Source organism: Inquilinus sp. 2KB_23, from assembly GCF_052115705.1.
Lineage (GTDB): Bacteria > Pseudomonadota > Alphaproteobacteria > DSM-16000 > Inquilinaceae > Inquilinus > Inquilinus ginsengisoli_A.
In genome coordinates this window covers 14,173-27,016 of sequence record NZ_JBFRHF010000015.1, presented here as the reverse complement: position 1 = coordinate 27,016, position 12,844 = coordinate 14,173, and the positions used below count along the sequence as shown (strand labels likewise).

The 12,844-nt window shown below is 69.1% G+C and carries 10 protein-coding genes; 5 read left to right on the top strand and 5 right to left on the bottom strand.

All coding sequences use genetic code 11. The features are described 5' to 3' along the window. Positions 1–23 precede the first annotated feature (23 nt). From AB4112_RS19550 to AB4112_RS19540, 3 genes are read right to left on the bottom strand one after another with little or no spacing between them, the layout of a single operon-like run. Positions 24–1,523, bottom strand: a complete 1,500-nt coding sequence (locus AB4112_RS19550; RefSeq protein WP_441722291.1) for a sugar ABC transporter ATP-binding protein — start codon at positions 1,521–1,523, stop codon at positions 24–26. A gap of 56 nt (positions 1,524–1,579) precedes the next feature. After that, entirely contained in the window at positions 1,580–2,518 is a 939-nt protein-coding gene (locus AB4112_RS19545; protein ID WP_441722288.1) for a sugar-binding protein, read from the bottom strand. Between the two features lie 55 nt (positions 2,519–2,573). Then, positions 2,574–3,572, bottom strand: coding sequence for an ABC transporter permease (locus tag AB4112_RS19540; protein WP_309801935.1), 999 nt, complete (start codon positions 3,570–3,572; stop codon positions 2,574–2,576). Positions 3,573–4,014: 442 nt separating this feature from the next. Here AB4112_RS19540 and AB4112_RS19535 point away from each other — a divergent pair, with 442 nt between their 5' ends. The 5 genes from AB4112_RS19535 (at position 4,015) to AB4112_RS19515 (ending at position 10,342) form a co-directional block, all read left to right on the top strand. Continuing rightward, on the top strand, positions 4,015–5,007 hold the full coding sequence (locus tag AB4112_RS19535) for a LacI family DNA-binding transcriptional regulator (protein ID WP_441722608.1): 993 nt from the start codon (positions 4,015–4,017) through the stop codon (positions 5,005–5,007). A gap of 81 nt (positions 5,008–5,088) precedes the next feature. Further along, on the top strand, positions 5,089–6,336 hold the full coding sequence (locus AB4112_RS19530; protein WP_441722286.1) for an ABC transporter substrate-binding protein: 1,248 nt from the start codon (positions 5,089–5,091) through the stop codon (positions 6,334–6,336). A 252-nt stretch (positions 6,337–6,588) separates the two neighbouring features. Then, positions 6,589–7,518, top strand: a complete 930-nt coding sequence (locus AB4112_RS19525) for a carbohydrate ABC transporter permease (protein ID WP_441722284.1) — start codon at positions 6,589–6,591, stop codon at positions 7,516–7,518. Further along, complete coding sequence (locus tag AB4112_RS19520) at positions 7,515–8,369, top strand: carbohydrate ABC transporter permease (RefSeq protein ID WP_309801942.1); 855 nt, start codon at positions 7,515–7,517, stop codon at positions 8,367–8,369. The genes AB4112_RS19525 and AB4112_RS19520 overlap by 4 nt, the downstream gene beginning before the upstream one ends. A 44-nt stretch (positions 8,370–8,413) precedes the next feature. Continuing rightward, on the top strand, positions 8,414–10,342 hold the full coding sequence (locus AB4112_RS19515; protein ID WP_309801943.1) for a glycoside hydrolase family 127 protein: 1,929 nt from the start codon (positions 8,414–8,416) through the stop codon (positions 10,340–10,342). A gap of 45 nt (positions 10,343–10,387) precedes the next feature. Here AB4112_RS19515 and AB4112_RS19510 read toward each other — a convergent pair whose 3' ends face one another. After that, complete coding sequence (locus AB4112_RS19510) at positions 10,388–11,641, bottom strand: M20 family metallopeptidase (protein WP_309801944.1); 1,254 nt, start codon at positions 11,639–11,641, stop codon at positions 10,388–10,390. Then, positions 11,641–12,834 carry an alanine racemase gene (locus AB4112_RS19505; protein ID WP_309801945.1) on the bottom strand — a complete coding sequence of 398 codons (1,194 nt, stop codon included), beginning with the start codon at positions 12,832–12,834 and terminating at the stop codon, positions 11,641–11,643. Before AB4112_RS19505 ends, AB4112_RS19510 begins: the two co-directional genes overlap by 1 nt. Positions 12,835–12,844 lie beyond the last annotated feature (10 nt).

Below are 12,844 nucleotides of genomic sequence, written 5' to 3'. Positions count from 1 at the left end.
TGTGATGAAGGGACAGGAAGGGGTTATCCGGTGGCCAGGTTCATGACGGCTTCGCGGGTGGCGTCCCGGCGCGGCAACTCCCCGGAGATGCGGCCCTCGCGGACCACGATGACCCGGTCGCTGATGGCCAGGATCTCGGCCAGGTCGGACGACACCGCGATGACCCCGAGCCCCTGCGCCGCGAGGCCCTGGAGCTGGCGGTGCACCTCCGCCTTGGCGGCGATGTCGATGCCGCGGGTCGGTTCGTCGACGATCAGGACACGGGGCCGGCGCGCCACCCATTTCGCGATCACCACCTTCTGCTGGTTGCCGCCGCTGAGATGGACGATCTTCTGCTCGATCGATGGGGTTTTCACCCCGAAGGTGCGGACCGCATCCGAACAGGCCGACGCCTCGCGCCGCCGGTTGACGAAGTCGAGGCTGCAATAGTCGGCCAGATGGGTCAGGCTGAAATTCTCGCGGACGGTCATGTCCAGCACCAGCCCCTGCCCTTTCCGGTCCTCGGTGACGAAGCCGATGCCGGCGGCGATGGCGTCGCTGGGGCCATGGATCGACACCGGCCTGCCGTCGACCCGGATGGTGCCGTGATGGCCGCGCTCGCCGAAGATCATCTCCATGATCTCGGTGCGGCCGGCGCCGATCAGGCCGAAGAAGCCCAGCACCTCGCCGTTGTGCAGGTCGAAGCTGATGTCGGCGACCCTGGCCGCATGCGGGCTCGGCCGCTTCAGCCCCAGGCCCGACACCGACAGGATGACCTCCGGTCCGGCATGGGACACGTGCTCGCCGTAGAGCTGGCTCAGCTCGCGGTCGACCATGGTGCGGACCAGGAATTCGCGCGTCACCTCGCCGATCGGCCGGGTGGCGATCGACCGGCCGTCGCGCAGCACCGTGACCCGGTCGGCGATCTCGAAGATCTCCTCCAGCCGGTGGGAGATGTAGACGATGCCGAGATTCTCGGCCCGCAGCTGCTTGATCACCGCGATCAGGGTCTCGGCCTCGCGATGGCTCAGCGAGGCCGTCGGCTCGTCCATCACCAGGATCTTCGAGTTCTGCGAGATCGCCTTGGCGATCTCGATCATCTGCTTCTGGCCGATGCTGAGCTTGCCGACGACCACCCGCGGGTCGATGTCGAGCTGCAGCCGCGCCAGCACGTGCCGCGACTCCTCGACCATCCGCCGGGTGTCGATCAGGCCCAGCCGGGTGCGCGGTTCTCGCGCCAGGAAGATGTTCTCGGCGACCGTCAGGTTCTCCACCATGGACAGTTCCTGGTAGATGATGCTGACGCCCAGCTCGCGCGCATGCTCCGGGTCGCGAATGGTGACGGGCGCGCCCTCGATCGCGATCGTGCCGGCATTGGCCCGGTAGGCGCCGGTCATGACCTTCATCAGGGTCGACTTGCCGGCCCCGTTCTCCCCCGCCAGCGCATGCACCTCGCCCAGGGCCAGCGCGAGGTCGACGCCGTCCAGCGCCTTCACGCCGGGGAAGGATTTGGTGATCCCGCGCATCTCGAGGAACGGCGGCATGGGGCCTCGCCACTGTCGGGGGAAAGCGGGCGGCGGATAAGCCGCCGCCCATGAGCTTACTTGGTGTAGCTGCCGAGGTTGGCGGCGCTGACGACGGTGACGCCGGTGTCGATGTCGGCCGGTGCCGGCCCGCCGCCCTTGATCTGGCTGACCAGGTTCTCGACCGCCAGCTTGCCCATGGTCACCGGGCGCTGGACCATGATGCCCTCGATGAACCCGTCCTTCACGCCCTTGACCGTGTCCGGCAGGTCGTCGAAGGCGAAGACCTTGACCGCGCCCTTGCGGTCGGCGAATTCCCGGCTGTCCATCACCTTGGCGACGGCCGGCCCACCGACCTGGCTGACCCCGACGATGCCCTTCAGATCCGGGTGCCCGCGGAACAGCGCCTCGGTGACCGAGACCGCCCGCGCCAGGTCGTCATCGGTGCCTTCCTTGGCCACGACCTTGATATCAGGGTGCGCGGCCAGCGCCCGCTCGACCCCGGCGATGCGCTCGTTCAGGTTCGAGGCGCCGAGCTGGCCGGTGACGATGGCAACCTCGCCCTTGCCGCCCAGTGCGGTGGCCATCGACTGGCCCATGGTGAAGCCGGCCGCCTCGTTGACCGTGCCGATATACATGCTGCGGCCGCTCTTCGCGCTGTCGCTGTCGAAGGTCACCACCTTGATGCCGGCGGCCATCGCCTCCTTGATCACGCCTTCGACCGATTTCGGCTCGTTGACCGAAATCGCGATGCCGTCGACGTGGCGGGCGATCAGGTCCTCCATGATGCGGACCTGGGTCGACCCCTGGGTGTTCTGCGGCACCACCCACTGGTAGTCCACGCCCAGCGCCTTGGCGGCTTCGGCCGCACCGGTGTTGCAGTCGTCGAAGAACGGCACCGCGACCTTCGGAATGACCGCGATGGTGAGCTTGTGGTCCTGGGCGGACGCGTTGCCGGCGGAGAGCAGCGGTGCGGCGAGAAGCGCCGCGGTGAGCATGCGGATGATGGGTTTCATGGATATCCTCCCGTGGGTGAATGGGTGACGGAGCGTTCCGCTCTTCTTCTTGGCCTCAGCCGCGCTTGCCGCGGGCGCGAAGCACATCGATGCTGACGGCGATCAGGATCACCGCGCCGGTGATCGCCTGCTGGGCGTAGGTGTCTATGTTCATCAGCACCACGCCATTGGCGATGAAGCCGGTCAGCGCGGCGCCGATCACGGCGCCCAGCACGCTGCCGATGCCGCCGGACAGCGACGCGCCGCCGATCGCCGCCGCGGCGATCACGTCCAACTCGGCGCCGAAGCCCGAGGCCGGTTCCGCCGAGAGGTAGCGCGAGAAGCTGACCACCCCGGCGAAGGCCGCGATGGTGCCGGACAGGGTGTAGACGATCATCTTCACCCGGGCGGTCTTGACCCCGCTCAGCCGCGCCGCGTGCTCGTTGCCGCCGGTGGCGTAGACATGGCGCCCGAAGCGCGTCCTGCGCATCAGCACGGTGAAGATCACGGTCATGACGATCATGATCACCACCGGGACGGGCACCGGTCCGACATAGCCCTGCCCGAGCAGGGTGAAGGCGTCCGGCACATCCGGCGTCACCGGAACGCCGCGGGTGACCACGTACATCAGCCCGCGGCCGATGCTGAGCGTGCCCAGCGTGGCGATGAAGGGCGGCAGTCCGATGGCGGTCACCAAGAGGCCGTTGACTGCACCGAAGCCGACCCCGACCAGCAGCCCGGCCCCGATCGCCACCGCCATCGGCAGCCCGGCGGAGAAGCACAGGGCGGTGACCAGGGACGACAGCCCCATCACCGAGCCGACCGACAGGTCGATGCCGCCGGTGATGATCACCATCACCATGCCGATGCTCATGATCGCGGTCAGCGAGAAGGCGCGCGACACGCCCATCAGGTTGTTGGTGGTCAGGAAATACGGCGTGGCGAAGCTGATCAGCGCGCCGACGATGATCAGCGCCAGCAGGACGTTGAGCTCCCGGGCGTTGCGCAGGCCGGCCAGCACCGACAGCGGGCCCGGACGTCCGTTCCGGCCGTGTTCGACTTGGCTGCTGCTCACACCCGTTGCCTCCCTGCCACCGCATCGGCGATGCGATCATCGTTGATGGCGTCCTGCCCCGTTGTCGGGACTGGACGATGACAGCGCTGTCATCAAAGGCGATGTTAGCGCTGTCATCCCTGATATACCGCATATGGCATTTGCCGAGTCAACAGCTAGTTCCGGCAGGGACTGAGGCGGCTTGGCGCATCGCGGCGGAGCGCTTCGATGGAATCCGGGGTGCCGCTCGCTGTGCCGGCGGTGACGCTTGCGCTCGCCCAAAAGCCGGATTATCGTGACTGAGAAAACGGTTTCTCAGCTACGCACGATACCTTCCGCCAAATCTGCAATAATGGCTTGAGAAAACAATTTCTCAACTGACCGAAACGAACCACCCGGCATGGACTCCAAGACCTCTCGTCCCATCCCCGGCCAGCCCCCTCGAGCCGTCACCTTGCGTGATGTGGCGGCGGCGGCCGGCGTCAGCGTCGCCACGGCGTCGAAGGCGCTGAACGACCAGGGCCGGATGGCGGACGAAACCCGGGCTCGGGTGCAGCAGACCGCAAAGGCGCTGGGGTTCCGGCCGAACGGGCTGGCGCAGAGCCTGTCGCGGCGGCGCAGCTTCACCGTCGGCCTGCTGACCAACGACACCTATGGCCGCTTCACCCTGCCGGTGATGTCCGGCATCTCCGACGCGCTGGTCGACAACGGCGTCTCGGTCTTCCTGTGCAACATCGAGGACGACCCGGCGCTGGCCCAGACCCACGTCGACGCCATGCTGGAGAAGCGGGTCGACGGCATCATCGCCTCCGGCAAGCGGATCGACCGCCGGCTGCCGGTCGACCTGTCCGGCCTGGGCATCCCCGTCATCTACGCCTTCAGCGAGCCCGACCCGGACTCGATCGGCTTCGTCTCCGACGACGAAGGCGGCGCGCGGCAGGCGGTCGAGCACCTGATCCGGCTGGGCCGGCGCCGCATCGCCCACATCACCGGGCCGTCCAGCTTCCGCGTGGTGCACCAGCGCGCCGCAGCGTACCGCGACGCGCTGCACGCCGCCGGGCTGGCCGAGCCGGAGCAGGGCGTCCTGGTCGGCCACTGGTCCGAGGCCTGGGGGCATGAGGCGACCGGCTATCTGTTCGACGGCATCGGCAGCCCGCCGGACGCGGTGTTCTGCGGCAGCGACCAGATCGCCCGCGGCGTGGTCGACGCGCTGCGCGAACGGGGCCGGCGGGTGCCGGACGACGTCGCCGTGATCGGCTTCGACAATTGGGAGATCGTCGCCGCCGCCACCCGCCCGCCGCTGACCACGGTCGACATGAACCTGAAGGCGCTGGGCCGCGAGGCCGGGCTGACCCTGCTGCAGCTGGTCGACCGCCAGCCGATCGAACCCGGGGTCCGCAAGCTGCCCTGCCGGCTGGTGGTGCGGCAATCCTGCGGCGCCCCGCCCGCCGGCTGAGGCGGCACCGAACGACACGGTCGAGTTAACGAGAGGGCCGAGTGCGAACCGCACCGGCCGACAACAGAGGGAGGACACGTGATGAAGCGTCTGGTATCGCGCCTGGCCGCAGGCGCCGCGATCCTGGTCCTGACCACCTCCGCCGCCTCGGCGGACAGCTTCACCCTGTGGGTGCGCTCCGACGGCTCCAACTTCATGCCGCGCATCGTCGAGGCCTTCAACCAGAGCCACCCGGACAAGGTCGAGCTGCAGATCGTGCCGACCGCCGAAATGGTGCAGAAATACGCCACCGCGGCGGCCGGGGGCGCGGCGCCGGACGCGCTCTCGCTGGACCTGATCTACACCCCCTCCTTCGCCGCGGCGGGGCAGCTGGAGGACATCACCGACCTCGCCAAGTCCCTGCCCTATTTCGACCAGCTGTCGCCGGCGCATGTGAAGACCGGCAGCTACAAGGGCCGGATCTACGGCCTGCCCTATTCCGCCGACGCCTCGGTCCTGATCTGGAACAAGAAGCTGTTCAAGGCGGCGGGCCTGGATCCCGACAAGGGCCCCACGACCTGGGCCGAGATCGAGGCCGCGGCGGAGAAGGTCAACGCGCTGGGCGGCGACACCAAGGGCTTCTACTTCTCCGGCAATTGCGGCGGCTGCAACATCTTCACCTTCACGCCCCTGGTATGGGCCAGCGGCGGCGACATCCTGACCGAGGACGGCGCCAAGGCGACGCTGGACACGCCGCAGATGCGCGACGCCATCGCCTTCTACCGCGACATGGTCAAGAAGGGGCTGGTGCCGGAGGGGGCGCGGACCGACACGGGATCGAACTTCTTCGCCGCCTTCGCCCGCGGCAACATCGGCATCTCGCCGTCCGGCGCCTTCGCCATCGGCGCGCTGAACACGCAGTATCCGGACATCGACTACGGCGTCACCTTCCTGCCCGGCAAGACCGGCGGCTGGTCGTCCTTCGCCGGCGGCGACAATTTCGTGGTGACCAAGGGCACCACGAAGCTGGCCGCGATCAAGGCCTTCCTCGACTTCTCCTATTCGCTGGAAGGCCAGACCCTGCTGGCCAAATACGGCAGCCTGCCGGTGCGGGGCGATGTCTCGGACGCGGCGCTGAAGGACCTCGACCCGCGCTACAAGATCGCCGCCGAGGCCATGGCCAAGGGCCGCACGCCGTATTCCGTGGTCTTCAACGACATCATCAACGGCCAGAACAGCCCCTGGGTGCAGATGGTGAACGAGGTGTTCTTCGGCGACGATGTCGACGGCTCGCTCGCCAACGCCCAGGAGACGATGCAGGGCGTCATCGACACTGCCCCGGGAAATTGAGGGCGTGATGGCCCCCTTCCGAACTGCCGAGGCGGCCAAACCAAACGAGTCCCCCCTCCCCTTGCGGGAGGGGGCTAGGGGGWGGGGGTTGTCTCGGCCCGACCCGACCTGGACCGTGGCGAAGCAACCTGGCCGACACGACGGATCCGCAGCCCCTTCGCGCGCGGACGCGCGCAGACCCCTCCCCCTACCCCCCTCCCGCAAGGGGAGGGGAGACAAGGAAAAGACGGGCTCGGGCGGAGGAGCGGCGTGATGTCCACCACCCAGGCCGCCGGCGTGATCCGGAGAACCAGGGCCCGCCGCCGCCCTGCCCGGAAGCGGCAATGGGCCGGGCTGGTCTTCGTCCTGCCCGCGGTCGCGCTGGTGGCGGTGTTCTTCGTCGTGCCGCTGGCGATGACCGCCTGGATGTCGCTGCACAACTGGCCGCTGATGGGCGTGTCGCGTTTCATCGGCTTCGACAACTACCTGGCGATCGCCAAGGACGCCCGGTTCTGGACCGCGCTGCGCTTCACCGCCCTCTACACCGTGGTCGTCACCGTCGCCATCTTCGCCGTCGCCTTCCCGCTGGCGCTGTTCGTCGAGAAGCCCCGCCCTTTCGCCGGCTTCTACCGCACCGCCTATTTCCTGCCGGTCGTGGTCGGCTTCGCCTCGGCCAGCCTGCTGTGGTCCTGGCTGCTGAACGTCGATGCCGGGCTGTTCAGCCCTGCCGCCGAGGCGCTGGGGCTGACCGCCGGGCGGGTCAACCTGCTGGCGGCCTTCGACCCGGCCTTCTGGTCGATCATCGCCATGGTGGTGTGGAAGGTGGCCGGCTTCACCATGGTGATCCTGATGACCGGGCTGCAGGRCATCCCGGCCGACTATCTGGAAGCGGCGAAGATCGACGGCGCCGGCCCCTGGGCCCGGTTCCGGCGGATCACCCTGCCGCTGATGCGCCGGACCATCGCCCTGGCCCTGATCCTGTCGGTCACCGGGTCGATGCTGGCCTTCGACCAGTTCTACATCATCCTGGCCGGCGGGCCGCGCAACCAGACCGTCACCGCCGTCTACTGGATCTTCAACCAGTCCTTCGTGTCGTTCCGCCTGGGCTATGGCGCGGCGCTGTCGATGGTGCTGCTCGCCATCCTGATGGTGCTGAGCGTGATCCAGCTGCGCCTGCTGCGCCACCCGGAGGGCGAGTCATGATGGCGACGGCCTTGAAGCGCCGGTTCCTGCCCGGCATCGCCCTGCAGACCGCGGCGCTGCTGACCGCCCTGCTGTTCCTGGCGCCGATCGCCTGGACCGCGCTGTCCAGCGTCAAGCCGGCGGCGGAGGCGAACCTTCCGCCGCTGCCGCCCTGGCCGACCACCGGAGTCAGCGCCGACAGCTACACCGCCCTCGACGCCTTCGGGGCCGGTGTCGGCCACTACGCCGGCAACAGCCTGACCGTGGCGATCGCCACCGCTTCCGTGACCGCCGTGGTCAGCCTGCTCGGCGGCTATGGCTTCTCGCGCTTCCGCTTCCCGGGTCGCAACGCGCTGTTCGTCCTGGTCATCGCCACCATCATGATCCCATTCCAGTCGATCCTGACGCCCCTGTTCCTGCTGCTGACCAAGCTGGGGCTGCAGAACACGCTGACCGGCCTGGTCCTGATCTACGTCACGCTGCAGCTGCCCTTCTCGATCTTCATGATGCGCAACGCCTTCGACGCGGTGCCGCGCGAGATCGAGGAGGCGGCGCGGATCGACGGTGCCGGCAGCCTGCAGCTGCTGGCCCGGGTGATGCTGCCGCTGGTTTTCCCCGGCGTGGTCACCGTGGCGCTGTTCGCCTTCCTGGCCGCCTGGAACGAGTTCCTGGCGGCGCTGATCCTGCTGTCCGACCAGGACAAGTTTACCCTGCCGATCCTGATGACCGCGGTCCGCTCCGGGCGCTTCGGCGCCGTGAACTGGGGCGCCGTGCAGGCCGGCGTCACCGTGATGATGGTGCCCTGCCTGCTCCTGTTCCTCGCCCTGCAGCGCTTCTACATCCGCGGCCTGACCGCCGGCGCGGTGAAGTAGGCGCGAGTATTCCCTGACCGACCGATCGATCAATGGAGTTCCCGATGACCGCCGACCTTCCCGCAGCCGCCCCCCGCGCACGCTTCCGCCCGCCCGCCGTGCCGCAGGTCGAGGTCCGTGGCTTCTGGGGCAGCCGCATCGACGCCGTCTGCGCCAAGACGGCGGACACGCTGTACCGGCGCTGCGAGGAGGCCGGGATGCTGGAGCAGATCGACCCCGACCGCCCGGTGCCAGAAATCCGCATCCCGTTCCATGGCGGGCTGGTCACCACCCAGATGTTCTGGGATTCCGATTTCGGCAAGGTGATCGAGACCGCCGGCTACTGCCTGCAGCGCGCCCCGAACCCGAATCTGGAGCGCAAGGTCGACGATGTCATCGACATCCTCGGCCGGCTGCAGCAGCCCGACGGCTATCTGAGCAGCTGGTACCAGCGGATGCAGCCGGGGAAGCGCTGGACCAACCTGCGCGACTGCCACGAGTTGTACTGCGCCGGGCACCTGATCGAGGGCGCCGTCGCCTATTTCCAGGCCACCGGCAAGCGCAAGCTGCTCGACATCATGTGCCGCTACATGGACCACGTGGCGACGGTGTTCGGCCCGGGCCCCGGCCAGAGGCGCGGCTATTGCGGCCATGAGGAGATCGAGCTGGCGCTGGTCAAGCTGGCCCGCGTCACCGGCCAGCAGAAATACATGGATTTGGCGAAGTACTTCATCGACGAGCGTGGCCGGCAGCCGCATTTCTACGATGCCGAGGCGCGGGAACAGGGCCGCGACCCCAAGGACTATGTGTTCGGCACCTACGAATACAACCAGTCGCACCTGCCGGTGCGCGAGCAGGACAAGGTGGTCGGCCACGCGGTTCGGGCGATGTACCTGTACAGCGGCATGGCCGACGTCGCGATGGAGTATGGCGACGACAGCCTCACGCGGGCGCTGGAGCGGCTGTGGCGGGACCTGACCTCCAAGCGCCTCTACGTCACCGGCGGCCTCGGCCCCTCGGCCGACAACGAAGGCTTTACTGCCGATTACGACCTGCCGAACGAGAGCGCCTATGCCGAGACCTGCGCCGCGGTCGGCCTGGTGTTTTGGGCTGGCCGGATGCTGGGCCTGGGGCCTGACGCGCGCTATGGCGATGCGATGGAGCTGGCGCTCTACAACGGCGCCGCCGCCGGCCTGTCGCTGGACGGCGCGACCTTCTTCTACGAGAACCCGCTGGAAAGCCGCGGCGGCCATCATCGCTGGACCTGGCACCGCTGCCCCTGCTGCCCGCCCAACATCGCCCGGCTGACCGCGTCGATCGGCAGCTACATGTACGGCCAGTCGGACGACGGCATCGCCGTCCATCTCTACGGCGACAGCACCGCGGATCTCGATGTCGGTGAGCGCAAGGTGCGGCTGGTGCAGAAGACGCGCTATCCCTGGGACGGCGCCATCGCCCTCACCGTCGAACCCGATGCGCCGGCCGCCTTCGCCCTGGACCTGCGCATCCCCGGCTGGTGCCGCAAGGCGAGCCTGTCGGTCAACGGCACGGCGCAGGACCTCGCGGCCATCACCCGCAACGGCTATGCGCACATCTCCCGCCGCTGGTCGCCGGGCGATGTGGTGCGGCTGGACCTGGAGCTGACGGTCGAACGGCTGCACGCCCATCCCGAGGTGCGCCAGGATGCCGGCCGTGTCGCCCTGCGCCGCGGCCCGCTGGTCTACTGCCTGGAGGGCGTCGACAACGCCGTGCCGCTGAACCGCATCCGGCTGCCGGAGGGCACCGAGCTGGCGGCGCAGGACGAGCCCGGCCTGCTGGGCGGCGTGGTGACCCTGGAGGGCGACGCCCTGGCGGAGACCACCGCCGATTGGGATGGCGACCTCTATCGCACGGCGCCGCCGGCCGAACGGCCGGTCCGGATCAGGGCCGTGCCTTACTACGCCTGGGACAACCGCGACCCCGGGGAGATGCTGGTCTGGGTGCGGGGCGCCTGATCCCGGCGCGAGGATGCGGCAGGCGGCCCCGGAGGCGCCGCCCGCCTATCCCGCCGTGCCGCAGAAGCGGGCCATGAACAGGGCGAAGGCCTCGACCCCGGCGAGGTATTCGGCCACCGGCACCCGCTCCTGGAAGGTGTGGCAGTTCGAGATGTCACCGGGCGCGCAATAGACCGTGGGAATGCCGAGCTGGTTGGCGGTGAAGGAGCCTTCCGACCAGAACGGCGCGCCCTCGATCTCGCCACGCCCCGGCATCGCCGCCCGCACCGAATCCTGCAGCAGCGCGACCGGCGCCATGGTGGCATCGGTCTCGAAGGGCATGCCGCCGACCGGGTGGTCGCGGCCGGCGGGATACGCGATCTCGACCGTCACCTCAGGGTCGGTCACGGCGCCGCGGATCACGGCGTCCAGCTCGTCCCTGGCCTGGCCGAGGTCTTCGCCCGGGCGCAGCTTGCGGATCAGGCTGATCGTGCAGCGTTCCGGCACCGCGATGTAGCCCCCGGCCTCGACCCCGGTGACCAGCAGGAAGCCGCAGCCGATCAGCTCGTGGGTTCCGCGGGTTTCCAGCTCGGCCGAATGGCGCCACAGGGCGGACAGGATGGCGTGCCCGGCCTTCAGCGCATCCACCCCCTTCTCCGGCATGCCGAAATAGGCGGACCGGCCGGTGACGGTGATCTCGGCGATGAAGAAGCCGATCTGGGCCGGGAACACGGCCAGCCTGGTCGGCTCGACATAGATCGCGAAATCGGCGTTCGGGATCTCGCCGCGCTGGATCTTCGGCACCACCGCCTTGATCCCGGCCGAGACGCCGGTGCCGGGTTCGCCGCTTTCCTCATCGGCGATGAAGACGAAGACGATGTCGCCGTCCAGGGCGCAGCCGGCGCGGTCCAGCGTGGCCAGCGCCGACAGGCCGGTGCAGATCCCCGCCTTGAGGTCGCCCGAGCCACGGCCCCAGATCTGGTCCTCGACGATGGCGGCGGAGAACGGGTCATGGCGGACGTCTCCTGCCCAGTGCTCTTCCCAGCCGCGGACATGCACGGTGTCGAGATGGCCCAGCACCATCAGCCGCGGGCCGGTGCCCCGGCCCTTGCGCACGCCCCAGACCACCGGGCGGCCGGGCAGGCAGTCCTCGATCGTGACGCCCTCGCAGCCCAGGCGCCGCAGCTCATCGGCCACCAGGGCACCGAAGGCTGCTTCGATGCCGGTGACGCTGGGGGTGCGGATGGCGCGCTGCAGCAGGCCGACCGAAGCGTCGCGGTCGATCGCGGCGCGGATGCGGGCGTGGAGATCGTCGGTCATCACGTGAACACCGCCTCGCGCCCGTCCGGGGTCCAGATGCCGCGAACCTCAGGGTTGCCGCTGTGCACGCCCTCGACCGGCACGATGTAGGCGCGGCGGACGAAGGCCTGGGCGCGGAAGCCGTAGATCACGGTGTCGCCCACCCGCACATTCTGGCCCGTCTCCGGGTGCAGCTTGCCGTAGTAGTCGATCATCGCCGGCGCCGGGATCGTCGCCGGCACCGCCTGGCGTAGCGCGGCATCGGCATCGCCGCCGACCAGCGCCTTCACCGGATAGTCCTTGAACACCGGGTCGACATAGAGGCCGCCGCCGAAGCAGAAGGGCGTGCCCTGGTGGATGTGCGAGATCTCGCTGAGATACAGCATCGCCGGGTTCTCCGGCAGGTCGCGGATGGCGTGCAGCGGGGTGGTGCCGGTCAAGGCGTGGCCGGGTTCGACCTGGGTGGCGCCGGCCTCGGCCAGCACCCGCATCACCGCGGCGGAGTTGGTGCCGGGGGTGTTGACGACGAGGTCCTTGCGGCCGGTCGCCGCCAGCCGCTTCGCCACCGCCTCCAGCGTGCGCAGGTTCGGGGTCGGGGTCACCGCGCCGGTGGCCTCGTCGAACAGCAGCGCCGGGAAGCTGGTGATGCCGGCGAAGCGGCCGCCCGGCCGCTCGTCCAGCAGGTCGGCCACGCGCTCGATCTCCTCGGCCGCGAAGCCGCCCTCATGGCCGTCATAGAAGCGGTCGCCCTGGGCGAAGATGCGGGCGACCAGGCCCTGCACATGCCCGATCGCCGCGGCGGCGTCGGCCGCCTCCGCCGCCTTCCCGGCGTTGAACACGGTCCAGATCTCCGGCCGCATCCGAGCGCCCTCGCGCGCCTCACCGCGCGGCACCTGCGACAGGTGGCCGAGATGGCCGAGCTTGTGGCCGGCGCGGTGGATCGGCCTGGCGCAGGCCATGTCGACGGCGACGAAGCGGTCGATGCCGCCCGCCTTGATCGCGTCCAGCGCCGGCGGGTTGCGGCCGAACTGCTTGGTCATGGCATAGACGGTCAGGCCCAGCCCCCTGGCGGTCGACGCCAGCGCCGCCGCATTGGCGCGCATGGTGTCGAGGTCCAGCAGGTAGGTATTGGCCGGCACCGCGCCGGACTGGTGCAGCGTCACCGCGGCCTCGACGAAGGCGCGGTTCTTGGCGATCAGGGCGTTGAGAAACATCGGCGGGGTC

What these genes read in the sequence shown, in the direction of transcription:
- AB4112_RS19505 (WP_309801945.1), bottom strand. Translation starts at nt 12,834, where the DNA reads ATGTTTCTCAACGCCCTGATCGCCAAGAACCGCGCCTTCGTCGAGGCC.
- AB4112_RS19545 (WP_441722288.1), bottom strand. Translation starts at nt 2,518, where the DNA reads ATGAAACCCATCATCCGCATGCTCACCGCGGCGCTTCTCGCCGCACCG.
- AB4112_RS19520 (WP_309801942.1), top strand. Translation starts at nt 7,515, where the DNA reads ATGATGGCGACGGCCTTGAAGCGCCGGTTCCTGCCCGGCATCGCCCTG.
- AB4112_RS19510 (WP_309801944.1), bottom strand. Translation starts at nt 11,641, where the DNA reads ATGACCGACGATCTCCACGCCCGCATCCGCGCCGCGATCGACCGCGAC.
- AB4112_RS19550 (WP_441722291.1), bottom strand. Translation starts at nt 1,523, where the DNA reads ATGCCGCCGTTCCTCGAGATGCGCGGGATCACCAAATCCTTCCCCGGC.
- AB4112_RS19515 (WP_309801943.1), top strand. Translation starts at nt 8,414, where the DNA reads ATGACCGCCGACCTTCCCGCAGCCGCCCCCCGCGCACGCTTCCGCCCG.
- AB4112_RS19530 (WP_441722286.1), top strand. Translation starts at nt 5,089, where the DNA reads ATGAAGCGTCTGGTATCGCGCCTGGCCGCAGGCGCCGCGATCCTGGTC.